This is a genomic window from Streptomyces pseudoechinosporeus, from assembly GCF_054783935.1.
The window spans coordinates 94,544-109,614 of sequence record NZ_BAAGPS010000002.1 but is presented as its reverse complement, the minus strand read 5'-3'; the positions used below and the strand labels follow the sequence as shown (position 1 = coordinate 109,614).

General features: G+C 70.2%; 13 protein-coding genes and 2 pseudogenes. 7 read left to right on the top strand and 8 right to left on the bottom strand.

Annotation, left to right across the window (positions count from 1 at the left end; all coding sequences use genetic code 11):
* The first annotated feature begins 41 nt into the window (after positions 1–41).
* Both ACYVO6_RS02940 and ACYVO6_RS02935 read left to right on the top strand, forming a co-directional pair.
* Positions 42–1,217, top strand: coding sequence for a 4-hydroxybenzoate 3-monooxygenase (locus ACYVO6_RS02940; protein WP_461056873.1), 1,176 nt, complete (start codon positions 42–44; stop codon positions 1,215–1,217).
* A gap of 194 nt (positions 1,218–1,411) precedes the next feature.
* The gene (locus tag ACYVO6_RS02935; RefSeq protein ID WP_461056871.1) at positions 1,412–2,326 is read left to right on the top strand and encodes a Bax inhibitor-1/YccA family protein; all 915 of its coding nucleotides are present in this window, start codon (positions 1,412–1,414) and stop codon (positions 2,324–2,326) included.
* A 100-nt stretch (positions 2,327–2,426) separates the two neighbouring features.
* Here ACYVO6_RS02935 and ACYVO6_RS02930 read toward each other — a convergent pair whose 3' ends face one another.
* On the bottom strand, positions 2,427–2,657 hold the full coding sequence (locus ACYVO6_RS02930; RefSeq protein ID WP_033323288.1) for a DUF4287 domain-containing protein: 231 nt from the start codon (positions 2,655–2,657) through the stop codon (positions 2,427–2,429).
* 102 nt (positions 2,658–2,759) lie between these two features.
* On the opposite strand from ACYVO6_RS02930, the gene ACYVO6_RS02925 reads away from it, so the two are divergent.
* Positions 2,760–3,071 (top strand): hypothetical protein, encoded by a 312-nt coding sequence (locus ACYVO6_RS02925; RefSeq protein WP_461056869.1) that lies wholly within the window; start codon positions 2,760–2,762, stop codon positions 3,069–3,071.
* 55 nt (positions 3,072–3,126) lie between these two features.
* Here ACYVO6_RS02925 and ACYVO6_RS02920 read toward each other — a convergent pair whose 3' ends face one another.
* The 3 genes from ACYVO6_RS02920 to ACYVO6_RS02910 form a co-directional block, all read right to left on the bottom strand.
* Positions 3,127–3,909 (bottom strand): hypothetical protein, encoded by a 783-nt coding sequence (locus ACYVO6_RS02920; protein ID WP_461057052.1) that lies wholly within the window; start codon positions 3,907–3,909, stop codon positions 3,127–3,129.
* A gap of 285 nt (positions 3,910–4,194) precedes the next feature.
* A complete protein-coding gene (locus tag ACYVO6_RS02915) occupies positions 4,195–5,415 on the bottom strand; it encodes an acetyl-CoA C-acetyltransferase (protein WP_461056867.1) in 1,221 nt (406 codons plus the stop codon).
* 173 nt (positions 5,416–5,588) lie between these two features.
* Entirely contained in the window at positions 5,589–6,608 is a 1,020-nt protein-coding gene (locus ACYVO6_RS02910) for an SGNH/GDSL hydrolase family protein (RefSeq protein ID WP_461056866.1), read from the bottom strand.
* 145 nt (positions 6,609–6,753) lie between these two features.
* Between ACYVO6_RS02910 and ACYVO6_RS02905 the strand changes: the two genes are divergently transcribed.
* Positions 6,754–8,145, top strand: a complete 1,392-nt coding sequence (locus ACYVO6_RS02905; protein WP_461056864.1) for a cystathionine beta-synthase — start codon at positions 6,754–6,756, stop codon at positions 8,143–8,145.
* A 426-nt stretch (positions 8,146–8,571) separates the two neighbouring features.
* Here the strand turns inward: ACYVO6_RS02905 and ACYVO6_RS02900 are convergent, their stop codons facing one another.
* The 4 genes and pseudogenes from ACYVO6_RS02900 to ACYVO6_RS02885 all read right to left on the bottom strand — a co-directional run.
* Positions 8,572–9,000 carry a hypothetical protein gene (locus ACYVO6_RS02900; protein WP_461056862.1) on the bottom strand — a complete coding sequence of 143 codons (429 nt, stop codon included), beginning with the start codon at positions 8,998–9,000 and terminating at the stop codon, positions 8,572–8,574.
* Between the two features lie 78 nt (positions 9,001–9,078).
* Positions 9,079–9,822, bottom strand: a pseudogene (locus ACYVO6_RS02895) (ABC transporter substrate-binding protein); the annotation flags it as partial.
* 138 nt (positions 9,823–9,960) lie between these two features.
* Positions 9,961–11,118: an RNA-guided endonuclease InsQ/TnpB family protein gene (locus ACYVO6_RS02890; RefSeq protein WP_461056860.1), complete on the bottom strand. Its 1,158-nt coding sequence runs from the start codon at positions 11,116–11,118 to the stop codon at positions 9,961–9,963.
* A 285-nt stretch (positions 11,119–11,403) separates the two neighbouring features.
* Positions 11,404–11,586, bottom strand: a pseudogene (locus tag ACYVO6_RS02885) (ATP-binding cassette domain-containing protein); the annotation flags it as partial.
* Between the two features lie 143 nt (positions 11,587–11,729).
* On the opposite strand from ACYVO6_RS02885, the gene ACYVO6_RS02880 reads away from it, so the two are divergent.
* The 3 genes from ACYVO6_RS02880 (at position 11,730) to ACYVO6_RS02870 (ending at position 14,894) form a co-directional block, all read left to right on the top strand.
* Positions 11,730–13,301, top strand: coding sequence for an aromatic amino acid ammonia-lyase (locus ACYVO6_RS02880; protein ID WP_461056858.1), 1,572 nt, complete (start codon positions 11,730–11,732; stop codon positions 13,299–13,301).
* Positions 13,298–14,194, top strand: coding sequence for a MurR/RpiR family transcriptional regulator (locus ACYVO6_RS02875; protein ID WP_461056857.1), 897 nt, complete (start codon positions 13,298–13,300; stop codon positions 14,192–14,194). The genes ACYVO6_RS02880 and ACYVO6_RS02875 overlap by 4 nt, the downstream gene beginning before the upstream one ends.
* A gap of 115 nt (positions 14,195–14,309) precedes the next feature.
* Positions 14,310–14,894 (top strand): hypothetical protein, encoded by a 585-nt coding sequence (locus tag ACYVO6_RS02870; RefSeq protein WP_461056855.1) that lies wholly within the window; start codon positions 14,310–14,312, stop codon positions 14,892–14,894.
* Positions 14,895–15,071: the final 177 nt, after the last annotated feature.

The following is a 15,071-nucleotide window of genomic DNA, read 5'->3' as shown; positions in this document are numbered from 1 at the left end:
TAAAGAACACTACCGCACGAACAGCGCGAAAGGGCGTGCCGATGCGTACCACCGTCGGGATCATCGGGGCCGGACCGGCCGGGCTGCTGCTGGCGCGGCTGCTGCACAACGCGGGGATCGACTCGGTCGTCCTGGAGAGCCGCGACCGCGCGTACGTGGAGCATCGGCAGCGGGCCGGAATCCTGGAGCAGGGCACGGTCGACGTGCTGCGCGCGGCCGGCGCCGGCGAGCGTATGGACCGCGAGGGGCTGCGGCACGACGGGATCGAGCTGCGGTTCGCGAAAAAGCGTCACCGTGTCGACTTCCCCGGGCTCACGGGCGGCCGGTCGGTGATGGTGTACGCGCAGACGGAGGTCTGCAAGGACCTGATCGCGCTTCAGCTCAAGGAGGGCGGCCCGCTGCTCTTCGAGGCGGAGGCACTGGCCGTGGAGGGGGCGGACAGCGACAGCCCGCGCGTGCGCTTCAGGCACGAGGGGCGCGAGGACGTCCTGGAGTGCGACTACGTCGTCGGCTGCGACGGTTCCTGGGGTGTGGCCCGCAAGGCGATCCCCGAGGAGCTCACGCAGGTCTTCGAGCGGACGTATCCCTTCGGCTGGCTCGGCATCCTCGCCGACGTACCGCCCTCGCACGACGAACTCGTCTACGCCCACCACGACCGCGGCTTCGCCCTGCTGAGCATGCGCTCCCCGCAGGTCTCCCGGCTCTACCTCCAGGTGCCCGAGGGCACGGACGCCGAGGAGTGGGGCGACGAGGCGATCTGGGACGAGCTGGAGCGCCGCTTCGAGACGGCCGACGGCTGGAAGCTCCAAAGGGGCCCGATCACGCAGAAGTCCGTGACGCCGATGCGCAGTTATGTCCACGAGCCGATGCGCCACGGACGGCTCTTCCTCGCCGGGGACGCCGCCCATATCGTGCCGCCCACCGGAGCGAAGGGGCTGAACCTCGCCGTCGGCGACGTCGTCACCTTCGCGCGGGCGCTCGTCCACCTCGAGGAGACCGGGTCGGCCGAGCGCCTGGACGCCTACTCCGAGACCTGTCTGCGCCGCGTCTGGCAGGCCGAGCGCTTCTCGTACGCGATGACGACTCTGCTGCACCGCTCGCCCGACGCGACCCCCTTCGAGGACCGCATCCAGCTCGCCCGCCTCGACCGGATCACCGCCGCCCGCTCGGCCGAACAGGACCTCGCCGAGTGCTACACGGGCTTCCCGCTGGAGTGACACGCAGGTCGTACCACGATCGGGGGAACCGGAGGGGCCCGTGGCGGCGTTGTAACGGTGCCGGGAATGCTGGATTGAACACTGGCGTTCCCGGTCACAACAGAGGAAAGATCCTCCCCGAGTACTAGAGGCATCCCTTTGCCTACCCATTACTCTTGAGCCAGAGCCACGCAGGGTGGCCATGGAGGAGTGAAATGAGGAGCAGCAACCCGGTCTTCTCGCGACGGGGGTTCAGCCGCGACAACGGCTACGCGGGCTTCAACGCCCAGCCGCAGGCCGGGGGCCCCGCTGTCGGCACGCAGGGGAACCCGTACGCACAGGGCTCCCCGTACGCCCCGCAGGGCGGCAACCCGTACGCGCAGAATCCTTACGCACAGACCCCGTACGCCCCGCAGGACGCCCAGCATGGCGCCCCGCCGCAGGCCCCGCCCGCCGCCGACCGCATGACGATGGACGACGTGGTCGCCCGTTCGGCCATGACGCTCGGTACGGTCGTCGTCGGCGCGGTGCTCGCCTGGGCCCTGCTGCCGGTCTCGCCGAGCAGCTGGGGTCTGGCCATCGGCGCCGCGCTCATCGCGATGGTCCTGGCCCTGGTCCAGGTGTTCAAGCGCAAGGCCTCGCCCGCGCTGATCCTGTCGTACGCCGCCTTCGAGGGCGTCTTCCTCGGCGTGATCAGCGAGATGTTCAACAGCCGCTGGTCGGGCGCGCCCTTCCAGGCGGTGCTCGGCACCATGGCGATCGCCGGCGCCACCCTGCTCGTCTACCGAGCGGGCTGGATCCGTGTCACCGCCAGGTACGCGCGCATCGGCATGACCATCGCCATCGGCTTCGTGCTCATCATGGCGGTCAACCTGCTGCTGGTTGTGTTCGGCATCGCGCCGGACGGCGGGCTGCGGAGCATGGGTCCGCTCGGTGCGATCGTCGGCATCCTCGCGCTCGTCCTGGGCGCGTTCTTCCTGACGCTCGACTTCAAGCAGATCGAGGACGGCGTCGCCTACGGCGCTCCGCGCCAGGAGTCCTGGCTGGCCGCGTTCGGCCTCACCATGACCCTCGTGTGGATCTACATCGAGATGCTGCGCCTGGTCGCCATCTTCAGCGGCGACGACTAGCAGGGCCGCCCGCCCGGACCACCACCGGGCGGTAGCGGCTGAAGGGCCCGTGAACCTCCGGTTCACGGGCCCTTCCTCGTGGTTCTCCCTGGTGCGCGCCTCAGAGCAGTTTGCGCGCTGCCCTCCTCAGGTCGTACTCGTGAATGATCGCTTTGGCATGGCCGTACGCGAGGTTGTGCTCGGCGCGGAGCCAGCTGACCTTCTCCTCGAAGCGGAAGAGTGCGGGGCCTTCGTCGACGGTGCGCAGCCAGTCGGACACTTCACGACCGGTGCAGTGAGGGATGCGGGCGAGCATGTTGCGATGGGTCTCCTCGGAGAAGACTTGGGACATCGGCGCCTCCGGACGCATGGGATGTAAGCCGGTCCTTCAAGTCACGGTGCCTGAGCGTTGGCCTGTTGGCAACAGTCCGGTTAAGGCGCGTAGTCTCGCGACGTGCTGGATACGACCCCCCTGACCCGTGCCGTGGACCATTTCGCCGACCGGTTGCGGGCCGCTCCGCAGAGCCGGCTCCAGAGGGGCGCGGCAGCCGAAGCACTGGGCCTGGCCAGGGAGTTGGCAGTACGTGCCCAGCGGATCGAGGACGCTCAGGGGCCGCTGCGGGAGATGCCCGACGCGGGGATGTTCGCCGCGGCCGACCAGATCATGGTCGCCGGGCACGATTTGGCTGTCGTACTGAGAAACGAGGCGGAGCTGGCGGAGGCGGTGCGGCTCGTGGCGGAGGCGCAGAAACGCGCCGGAGTGTAGTCCTTCCGCTCCCGGCGCGTGTGGGGCTCGCGGGCCTTCCCGGCCTCACCGGGCCTTACAGCGACGCTATGACGCGGTCCGCCAGGATGTACACGCTCTTGTCGCCGCAGGCGAAGGTCAGGGCGTACGCGCCGGAGATTCCGGAGCCGCCGAGGAGGACCGGGGTCTGGCCCTCCTGGAGGGCGGTGGCCAGCTGCTCGGCGGTCTCGCGGTGGCCGGGGGTCATGCAGAGCGTGGTGCCGTCGGCGAAGACGTACACGTCCAGTGTGCCCAGCGGGCCGGGGCGGACGTCGGTCAGTTCCGTACGGGACTCGGCCAGGTCCTCCAGGCAGGCGACCGTGCGCTCGTGGTCGTTCACGGCCGGTGGCTGGACCGGTACGAAGTCGGGGTGTGAGGGGTGGCGGCGGCGGGCCGCGGCCAGCTCGGCGGAGTCCGCGGCGAACTCCTCGGCGTCGGCGCCGGGCTCCGTCACCGATTCCAGGTGGTCCAGGCCCGCGAAGTCCGACTGGCGGGGCAGGAACAGTTCGCTGTCCGGCAGGCCGAGCAGCGTGGGCGCGTCCGAGGCGTCACGCGCCTCCTGAGCGGCCCAGAACGCCCGCGCCTCGGCCAGCTCCCGCTCCCGCTCCTCCGCGAGCGCCTCGGCGACGGCAGCGCGTATCTCGTCCGTGTCGGCGGCCGAGCGGGCCGCGGGCACGACGGCGCGCGCGCCCGCCACACGGCTCGCGGTGAGCTCCGTGTGCAGGGACGCGATCTGCCGGCGCAGCCCGAGTACGGCGCGCAGGGTGGCGACGCCCACGGCCAGGGCGGCGACCGCGGTGAGCAGTAGGGCAAGAGGGATGGCGCTCACTGACGTACTCCCGGTTCAAAGTCGACCCCCGACTTCCTACATCAGCTTGAAGGGCGGACTATCCACCTGTCAGTGCGTAACGCCACGAAAAGGACAGGACATTTAGCCCGAAGTTTCCCAGAGGGACAGCTCTGACCTGCGTAAATCACGCCCCAGAGGGAGATAGGTCACATCCTGGGGGAGATTGGATCACAAAACGGCCCAGAGCCCCGGGGGTTACTGGGTTCTGGGCCGCTTCGGTCACGCCGGGTTCAACTGCTGTTACCCGTACGGGCTTCAGCTGAGGCGCTCGATGACCATCGCCATGCCCTGGCCGCCGCCGACGCACATCGTCTCCAGACCGAACTGCTTGTCGTGGAACTGGAGGGAGTTGATGAGCGTGGCGGTGATCCGGGCGCCGGTCATGCCGAAGGGGTGGCCGACCGCGATCGCGCCGCCGTTGACGTTCAGCTTGTCGAGCGGGATGTTCAGGTCGCGGTAGCTCGGGATGACCTGGGCGGCGAAGGCCTCGTTGATCTCGGCCAGGTCGATGTCGTCGATGGTCAAGCCCGCGCGGGACAGTGCCTGCTTCGACGCCTCCACCGGGCCGTAGCCCATGATCTCGGGAGACAGACCCGAGACGCCCGTGGAGACGATCCGGGCGAGCGGGGTCAGTCCCAGCTCGCGGGCCTTGGTGTCGCTCATGATCACGAGGGCGGCGGCGCCGTCGTTCAGCGGGCAGCAGTTCCCGGCGGTGACGAGCCCGTCCGGGCGGAAGACCGGCTTCAGGCCCTGGACGCCCTCCAGCGTCACGCCCGGACGCGGACCGTCGTCCTTGCCGACGACCGTGCCGTCCGGGGTGGTGACCGGGGTGATCTCGCGCTCCCAGAAGCCGTTCTTGATGGCTTCCTCGGCGAGGTTCTGCGAGCGGACGCCGAACTCGTCCATGTCCTGGCGGGTGATGCCCTTCAGCCGGGCCAGGTTCTCGGCGGTCTGCCCCATCGCGATGTACGGGTCGGGGAGAAGGCCGTCCTCCCGCGGGTCGTGCCAGCCGGCGCCCTCGCTCTGCGCGACTTCGGCGGTACGGGCCTCGGCGTCGGCGAAGACGGGATTGTGCGTGTCGGGCATCCCGTCACTCGAGCCCTTCACGCTCCGGCTGACCATCTCCACGCCCGCCGAGATGAAGACGTCGCCCTCACCCGCCTTGATGGCGTGCAGGGCCATGCGGCTGGTCTGGAGCGAGGAGGAGCAGTAACGGGTGATGGTGCAGCCCGGGAGGTGGTCCATGCCCATCTGCACGGCGACGATACGGCCGAGGTTGTGGCCCTGCTCGCCGCCGGGGAGGCCGCAGCCGAGCATCAGGTCGTCGATGTCCTTCGGGTCCAGCGCCGGCACCTTGGCCAGCGCGGCCTCGATGATCGTGGCGGTCAGGTCGTCCGGGCGCAGGTCCTTCAGCGAGCCCTTGAAGGCGCGGCCGATCGGTGAGCGGGCTGCGGAGACGATCACGGCTTCGGGCATTACGGCTCCATTGGCGTATGGCGTACGAGTGTGACTTGACAGGCCTGTGAGGAAAGTTACCCGCACGTACCGTCAAGGTCACGGGTATCGCCGTGTGACCCCGGCCGCTTTTTTCTAAGCGCTTGCTTTGCCGCGCGCTCCGCTGAAGGGACCCAACAACCGGACCCAACCGCTCAACCGCCGGAGGCCGGCGCCGGGTCACTGGCCGGCATCCGCCGCCGACGCCGCCGCTTCAACAGCGCCCAAGGACCCCGCGGCCCCGTAGGCATAGCGGCAGCGACCTCCGTGCCGGCCTCCGAAGCCGCCTCCGCGGCGGCCCGGGCCACCGGCAGGAACCCCTCGCGGCGGGAAGCGTCCGGACGCTCCTCCTCCGCCGGCCAGAGCCCCAGCGCGGCGCACACCGTGGGAAGAACCGCCATCGCGGCGGTCGCGTACCCCTCCGCCGAGGGGTGGTAGTTGTCAGGACCGAACAACTCACGGGGATTGGCCGCGAACTCGGGCCCCAGCAGGTCACCCAGAGACACCGTCCGCCCGCCCTGCTCCACCGTCCCGATCGTCTGCGCCGCCGCCAGCTGCCGCGAGGCCCGCCGGGCCAGCCAGCGCAACGGCTGCTGGACAGGCTCGATGGTGCCCAGGTCGGGACACGTACCGACGACCACCTCCGCCCCGGCCGTACGGAGCCGACGTACCGCCGCAGACAGATGCCGAACCGACTGCGTCGCAGGCATACGGTGCGTGACATCGTTCGCGCCGACCATGATCACGCATACGTCGGGGACCCTGTCCGGGTCCCCGAGAACCAGGCCGACCTGGCGGTCCAGGTCGTCCGACTGGGCGCCCGGCAAGGCCACGTTCCGCAACTCCACAGGCCGCTCGGCCACCGCCGCAAGCCCCGAGGCCAGCAGCGCGCCCGGCGTCTGGCGGGCCCGGTGCACACCCTGCCCCGCGGCCGTGGAGTCCCCGAGCATGGTCAGCCGCAAGGGCTCACCGGCACCGACGTACGCACGCCCGTACAGCCCATCCGCGCTGGGCGGATGCGGACTGTGACCGTTGCCCACCTGCCGCTTCGCCAGCTGCACCTCGGCCAGCACGAGGCCGATCGTCGCCGCGCCCAGCAGCCCGATCCCACCACCGCCGTACGCCGCGCCCGCCGCGATCCGCCGTGCCACCCTCGCCCTCGACAAGCTCGACATGCGAAGCCGCCACCTCCTCAAACCCGTACATCCTCTGCTTGCCCCGCGGAGGCTGTCGGCCAATCTCAACACAGCGTGAACGCCCGGTAGGGGGCTTACTCTGACGGAACCACCCCGACCACTTCTTTAAGCTCCGGAGACAACGGTGCAATTCCACGACTCGATGATCAGTCTCGTCGGCAACACCCCGCTGGTGAGGCTCAACAGCGTGACCGCCGGTATCCAGGCGACCGTCCTCGCGAAGGTCGAGTACTTCAACCCCGGCGGCTCCGTGAAGGACCGCATCGCCCTGCGCATGATCGAGGCCGCGGAGGAGAGCGGAGCCCTCAAACCCGGGGGCACGATCGTCGAACCGACCAGTGGGAACACAGGTGTCGGGCTCGCCATCGTGGCGCAGCAGAAGGGGTACAAGTGCATCTTCGTGTGCCCCGACAAGGTGTCCACCGACAAGATCAATGTGCTGCGCGCGTACGGCGCCGAGGTCGTCGTATGCCCGACCGCCGTGGATCCCGAGCACCCGGACTCGTACTACAACGTCTCCGACCGGCTGGTCCGGGAGACCCCGGGGGCCTGGAAGCCCGACCAGTACTCCAACCCGAACAACCCTCTCTCGCACTACCACTCCACCGGCCCCGAGCTGTGGGAGCAGACGGAGGGGCGGATCACGCACTTCATCACCGGGGTCGGGACGGGCGGCACCATCTCCGGTACGGGGCGGTATCTGAAGGACGCGAGCGACGGCAGGGTCCAGGTCATCGGCGCCGACCCGGAGGGGTCCGTGTACTCCGGCGGATCCGGGCGGCCGTATCTCGTGGAGGGCGTGGGCGAGGACTTCTGGCCCACCGCCTACGACCGGACCGTCGCGGACGAGATCGTCGCCGTGTCCGACAAGGACTCCTTCCAGATGACGCGACGGCTCGCGAAGGAGGAAGGGCTGCTCGTCGGCGGGTCCTGCGGGATGGCCGTCGTGGCGGCGCTGAAGGTGGCCTCGCGGCTTGGGCCCGATGATGTGGTGGTCGTGCTGTTGCCGGACAGCGGGCGCGGGTACCTCAGCAAGATCTTCAATGATGAATGGATGGCCGACTACGGCTTCCTGGAGGACAGCGGGCCGAGCGCGCGCGTCGGCGATGTGCTCAGCGACAAGGCGGGCGGTTCCATGCCCTCACTGGTCCATATGCACCCGGACGAGACAGTCGGGGAGGCGATCGAGGTGCTGCGCGAGTACGGCGTCTCGCAGATGCCGATCGTCAAGCCCGGCGCCGGACACCCGGACGTGATGGCTGCCGAGGTCGTCGGCTCGGTCGTCGAACGGGAGCTGTTGGGCGCCCTGTTCAGCAAGACAGCCTCGCTGGAGGATCCGCTGGAGAAGCACATGTCGGCGCCGCTGCCGCAGGTCGGTTCCGGTGAGCCGGTGGCCGACCTGATGTCCGTACTCGGCGCGGCCGACGCGGCGATTGTGCTCGTCGAGGGCAAGCCGACCGGGGTCGTCAGCCGACAGGACCTGTTGTCCTTCCTGGCGAAGAGCAACCGGCAGTAGGAATTCCGGTGAACTGCGCGCGCCGGAGAGGAACTTCCGGCACGCGCGGCCCAGGCGGAACTTCGCGGAAGTGGTACGAGCGCGTCACGTCCGCGCAGCACCGGCTTAACACGGGTCCGGCACAGTTCTGGGTGTCGGCAAGGGCGGGAGCGGCTCCCCGCTCAGGCCGACGCCGAACGGCGCCAAGGACCTCCGGAGCGGCTCCCGGACCTCCATGGACGCCATGGACGCGCAAGCCCGGCCCTGACCCGGCCCGCGTCCCTCGCGGGGACCGCCGTCGTCCCGCCCCCCTTTACAGGGGGTGCGGCGGTCCCCGCGAATAGCCCCCCTTTGCGCCTAAACCGGCGCCGCTCTCGCGGACCTGGTTGCTCGCCGTCGGGGTCCCTCAATTGATGGTTGCGGTTGTCGTCGGTTGAAAGACGAGGCTCAGTCTTCCCAGTCCGAGTCCGACTTCTTCCCGCGGCGGCCGAACAGTGGGGTGTGGCGGGCGACCTGGACCACGTTGACACCCACGATGCCCGTCCAGGCGATGAGGAGGCCGGGCAGGTCCGCGACGCCTCCGCCGATCGCGGACAGGGGAATCGCGAGGACCAGCGAGACGATCCCGAAGCCGAAGCGCTCGCCCCACGAATCGCTGGCCTGCGGGGAACGTGAGCCCCGGGCCACCACCATCTGCTGTTCCGCGAGCTGCCGTCGTACCCGGCGCTCGATCGCGCCGTCCATGCGCTGCTCGACCTTCTCCAGGAAGGAGTCGACCAGCGCGGAGTCGTACTCGTCGCCCAGTTCCCTGCGCGCGTGCAGGGTGGCGTCGAGTTCCTTTTTGAGTTCGGCGTCGCGGGCATCCATACCGGTCATGTCCTTACCGTAAGGAGCCCTGGCCCACTTGGCACTGGGGTTAGCCCCCCTGTCCGCGCTGGGCCGTACCCCCGGCCGCTACTTCGTCAGGCCCTTCTTCTCGGCGTACGCGTTCGCCACGTCCTCGGGGTCCTTCTTGTCCTTGTCGACCTGGCGGTTGAGCTCGGTGAGATCCGCGGTGGTGAGGACGTTGCCGAGCGCGGCGAGTGCCTTGCGGACGGTCGAGTCGGCCCTGCGGTCGGCGATCAGGGGGACGACGTGCTGGCCGGGGATCAGGTTCTTGGGGTCGGTGAGGACGACCCACTGGTTCTCCTGGATGTCGGTGTCGGTGGTGAAGAGGTTCGCCACGTCCACATCGCCCTTCTTGAGGGCGCCCTTCACCAACGGCCCCGAGGAATCAAGGGACTTGAACTCCTTGAACTCGACGCCGTACACCTCCTCCAGGCCCACCACACCGACCTCGCGCGTCTTCACCTCGGGCGCGGCGCCGATGACGAGCTTGCCGTTCTGCTTCTTCAGGTCGGCGAGGGAGGCGAGGCCGTACTTGTCGGCGGTCTCCCGGGTGACGACGAACGCGTCGGAGTCCTCGGCCATGCCGTACGGCAGCACCTGGAGCCCGGCGGGCAGGGCCATCGCGAGGGCGTTCTGCATCTCGCCCTCCTCGGTGGCCCCCGCCTTGGGGTCGACGTAGTGGAGGAGCGCGCCCTGGTACTCGGGGAGCAGGTCGATGTCGCCACCCTTGATGGCGGGGATGAGGATCTCGCGGGTGCCGAGGTTCGGGCGGACGGTTGTTTTGACTCCCGCGGCGTCGAGTACGGCCGCGAGCTGAGGACCTGGTTCTCGGTCACCTTCTCGGCCGTGAACGGCCGAGCTTGTGTACTCGGTCGTTCACGCCTTGTCGCGCTCCCGACTGCCCCCTACGACGGGACGGTCACGGGTCGCATCTCCCCAGGATCCGGCTTACGCCGGGGCGGGGACGGGTGTGGTGACGAACACCCACGCCGAGCGTGCGCGCTGGCGCACGTTGACCCCGGCGACGTGGTCGGCGGGCCCAGCGAGGCCACACCGACGACAGGAGAACAGGTCCCGGGTGGGCCGGTTGGCCCGCTCGGTGTGCCCGCAGCGCGGGCAGCGCTGCGAGGTATGGGCCGGATCCACTTCCAGGAACGGCACCCCGGCCTTACGGGCTTTGTAGGCAAGGTGCTGTCCGAGTTGGTGGAAGGGCCAGGAAGACAAGGTGTCCCGCTGGTCGCGGCGAAGCCGTACCCGGTTCCGGATCCCGTCGAGTTCCTCGACGGCGATGCCGCGACCGGTGCGTTGCGCGACGGACACGATCTCCTTGCTGATCCGGTGGTTCACGTGGGTGGCATGACGCTGTTCCTTCTTCGTGCGGTGGGCCAGGCGGCGGGTGGCAGATCGGGTCTGTTTCGCCTGGAGTTCGGCGCGCTTGCGGGCCTGCCAGTGCCGGTACCGGTTCAGGCCTCGTCCTTGGTAGTTGGTGTTGTCGCTGGTGGTGGCGAGGTTGACGATGCCGCGGTCCACCCCGATCCAGTCCACCGGTTCGTGCGCCTCGGGTTCGGGAATGTCGCAGGTCGCGATCAGGAACCACTTCCCGGCCCGCTGGACCAGGTCGGACTCGCCCTTGCGGTATTCGGCCAGCGTCTTGAGCTGGTCCGGCGAGCCGGTGTAGCGGATGCCGCGCATCCGCCCGTCCACCGTCCAGATCGACACCGTGCGCGCATCCGTCTGCCAGGACAGGCACCGGTCGTCGAACGGCTGCGCCGCCTGGGGCCGGAAGGTCACAGGCGAGCCGGTGGCCTTGCGGTACCGCTTGGACCCGGGACCGCCCAGCCGCCCGGCTTGCAGGCTCGTCGCGAGCGCGCCGTAAGCGTCCACGACCTTCTTCACCACCCGCACCGCGGGCTGGGCCGACAGCCCGAACGTGGCCTTGATGTCCGCGTAGACCAGTTTCTGCAGGCCGTTGCGGTCCTTGATGCCCGTCTCGAAGGCGGTCCGGGAGACGTGGTCGGCGGCCCGGTTGCAGGCACGCAGGGTCGCCTCCAGCGCCGCCGCCTGCTCCGGCGACGGCAACAGCTTCACCTGCACCACCAGCTTCACGGCCCCAAACCTAGGCAGCGCCTCGCACAACCGGGCGGACTTCGCACACCTTCACCCGCCCTCGCGACCGTCCAGTACACGCGAGCGAATACCCCGGCTCCGCCGGACAGCAATGCGGGCACTCCGTGCCCGGCCATAGAACCGGTGACGCTCCGCGTCACCGGTTTCGCGATGCGGTTCCTTCCTGGAGTGAACGCCGGGGCCTTCTTGCAAGAATCAGGTGAAGAGCTGGCCGAGGCTGCCGTCGCCGATGCAGGTCGCCACGGAGACGAGCGAGATCGACATGACGCGGATGGTCCCGGAGGTCGGCTCGACCATCCGGTTGACCATGCGCAGAGTGGTCGTCTTGCCGCAGCCGGAGGATTCCACGAGGACGGTCACGCCGCCTTCGGGCATCTCCAGGGAGAGGTCGTGCACCGCCGTGGTGCCGTTCGGGAAGCGCTTGTGGACCGCATCGAACTGGATCATGTGGTGTCCCTTGCCCGGCGTGCATATCGTCATGCAGAGTTCTTGGTGTCTGAATAGGTTGTCAACGCCTCGACGTAAAACGCCGGTTACGGATGACCGCCAGGCAAGATCGGATGTCCGAGTTTGAGGGGAGTTCGCGCGTGATGTCGTCTCGGATCGTGGACGTGCCGGGTGTCGCCGACTCGGACTCCGGTGCCCTTACGCCCGGTCTGGTCGTCCTCGACGGGTACGGCACCGGCGTCGCGGACATCGTGCGCCTCGCCGACGGAGCCGCCCGGCCCGTCCCCGGCACCGAGGCGATGAAGCGCGTCGAGGAGTCCTGGGACGCGGCCCGGCGGATCGCCGCGACCGGGCGCGTGTACGGCCGCTCCACCGGCGTCGGCGCCAACCGGAACGAGGACGTACCGACCGAGGCGGCGGCCGGCCACGGTCTGCGGCTGCTGCGCAGCCATGCCGGGTCGATCGGCGCGGAGCTGCCCGCGCGGCAGGTGCGGGCGATGCTGGCCGTACGGGCGAACCAGCTGCTCGCGGGCGGCGCGGGCCTGCGGCCCACCGTCGTCACGGCGCTGTGCGAGGCGCTGGAGACCGGGGCGTATCCGGTCGTGAACGAGTTCGGCTCGGTGGGCACCGGGGACATCGCGGCCCTCGCTCAGGTGGGGCTGGCGCTGGCCGGGGAGCACCCTTGGCGGGAAGCGGAGCCCGGGTGGCGTACGCCGGGAGCGAGTGGGCCGGGAGTGGGCGCTCCCGAGGCGCAGCCCCTCGACAACAACGACGCCCTCGCCCTCATCAGCAGCAACGCCCTCACCCTCGGCCAGTCCGCGCTCGCCCTGCACGAGCTGCGCGGGCTGGTCGGGGCCACGCAGGTCGTCGCCGCGTTGTCCCTGCTCGCGGTGGACGGCTCGCACGAGGCGTACGCGGCGCCCGTGCACGCCGCGCGCCGGCATCCCGCGACGGCCGAAGTGGCGCGCCGCATGCGGGAGTTGATCGGCGCCGCCGACCGCCCGGTGCCGCCGCTCGGGCGCATCCAGGACCCGTACGGATTCCGCTGTCTGCCCCAGATCCACGGCCCCGCGCTCGACGCCGCCGACGCCCTCGAAGAGGTGCTGACGGTCGAGATCAACGCCGCCGCCGAGAACCCGCTGATCTGCGCCGAGGACATGGCCGCCTACCACCACGGCGGCTTCTACCAGGCCGGGCTCGCCCTGGCCCTCGACCACTTCAGACTCTCCCTCACCCAGGTCGCACGCCTGTCGACATCCCGCCTGTCGACGCTGAACGAGCCCGCCTACACCCGGCTGCGTCCCTTCCTCGCCGACCACGAGCCCGCGTCCTCCGGCGTGATGATCCTGGAGTACGCCGCCGGGGCCGCCCTCGGTGATCTGCGCGCCTTCTCCGCGCCCGCCTCGCTCGGCCACGCTGTACTCTCCCGGGGCGTCGAGGAGCAGGCGAGCTTCGCCTCGCTCGCCGCACGGCAGACGTTGCGCGCCTGCGACGCGTACCGTCTGGTCGTCGGCTGCGAACTCGTCGCCGCCGTACGGGCCCTGCGGCAGCGTGAGCTGCGGCCGGACCCGGAGCTGCCCGTGGGCCGGGCGCTGGAACTCGCCGAGTCGGTGCTCGACGCGGACCAGACCGACCGGCCGCTCACGGACGACGTGACGGCGGCGGCCGTACTGCTCGACCGGTTCACGGACATCTGGAGGGGGAGCACGGCATGAGCGTGGACAGGGATACGGGCATGGACCGAGAGGCGGGCGTGGGCAGGAGCGCGAAGGTGACGGACAGTTCTGCCGCGCGGCTGCAGGCGCTCTTCGAGGGGCACCGGCTGACGCCGACGCAGCGGCGTATCGCGCACAGCATGGTGCGGCGGGCCGCCGACGTGCCGTTCCTGTCGAGCGTCGAGCTCGCCGAACTCGCCGGCGTCAGCCAGCCCTCCGTCACCCGCTTCGCCGTCGCGCTCGGCTTCGACGGCTACCCGGCGCTGCGCAAGCACCTGCGGGAGGTTGCGCCCACGGAGCCGGTCGCGGACACCGCCTCGTACAACGAGTACCAGCAGGCCGTCGAGGCCGAGATCGAGAACCTGCGGCATCTGGCCTCCGTACTCGCCGATCCGCGGCCGGTGGAGCGGGCGGGGCGGCTGCTCGCGGCCTCGCGTCCGCTGCCGGTGCTCGGGCTGCGGGCGGCGGCCGCCCAGGCGTACGGCTTCTCGTACTTCGCGGCCAAGGTCCATCCGGACGTACGGCTGCTGCACGAGGGCGGCACGATGGTCCACGACCGGATCGACTCGGCGGTGCGGGCCGGGGCCACGGCTCTGCTGTGCTTCGCGCTGCCGCGTCATCCGCGCGAGGTCGTGGACACCCTGGCGTACGCGAAGGAGGCCGGGCTGACCGTGGTGACCGTCGCGGACTCGGCGTTCGCGCCGGTGGCGAAGGAGTCGGACCTGCTGCTGCCCGCCGCGGTCGGTACGGGGCTCGCCTTCGACACGGCCTGTGCGCCCATGCTGCTCGGGCGGGTGCTGCTGGAGGCCATGTGCGACGACCTTCCGGACGCGCAGGCGCGGCTGGAGGAATTCGATGGACGGGCGGCTGCGCGGGGCTTGTTCGTGGAGTAGGGACCTTGTTAAGACTCGTCTCACCTTCGGTCGCTAACCTGCGCGGCCGAAGAGACTGCCGGAGAGATTACCGAAGAGACTTCGGGCCTTCGGATGAGGACGAGGAGGCGGGAAGGTGACGCGCGGAGGTCAGGGACTGGCCCGGGTGGCCGTCGTCGTACGGGCCGGTGCCGTGCCGCTGTGGTGGCTGGGCGTGTTCGCGGCGGGCATCGGCGTGCTGGTGCCGGGTGTGACCGGGCGTCGGATCGGCGTGATCGCGGGTGCGGCACTGTTCCTCGTCACGGCGGCCGTGGTGGCGCTGCTGCGCAGGAAGCGGTACGTCGCCCTGGCCGGCGGTGCCGCCCGTGCGGGTAAGCACGATGTCCTCCAGGACCGTGCCGTGACCGCGCGCAACTGGCGCCGGGGACATCGCTGGTGGCTGTTCCTCGCCTTCCTGGCCGCGCTGGGCAGCGCGTTCGCGGTGCCCGCGGCTGGGGGCATGCTGCTCGCCGGAGTGGGGGCCGGTCTGCGGTTGAAGGCCGCGTGGCTGGGCCGCATCGAGCGCGGCTCCGAGGAGCTGTTGTGGGTCCGCGTCGACTGGCTCAGCCGTGGGGCGGGTGCCCCGGCGGACAAGCGGGTGAAGGCCTACCGGGCCACGGGTATCGCGGCGGGCGACGCCGCGCCCGGTGGGGCGCGGCGTCGGGGTGGCGTGCTGGTGTAGTGGGGCGGCTGCCGCTGGGTGGTCGCCCGCCCTGGCCTTCGGCCGGGCGGGGTCTTCCACTCGCGCACTGCCCGTTTCGACTCGGCTGTCCTGTGCGGGTTTCTTGTGGGGGTTGCTCGCCGTTGGCGGCTGCGGGCCATGAGGACGGGCCCGGCTCAGGACTCCGCCGCCGGGGCC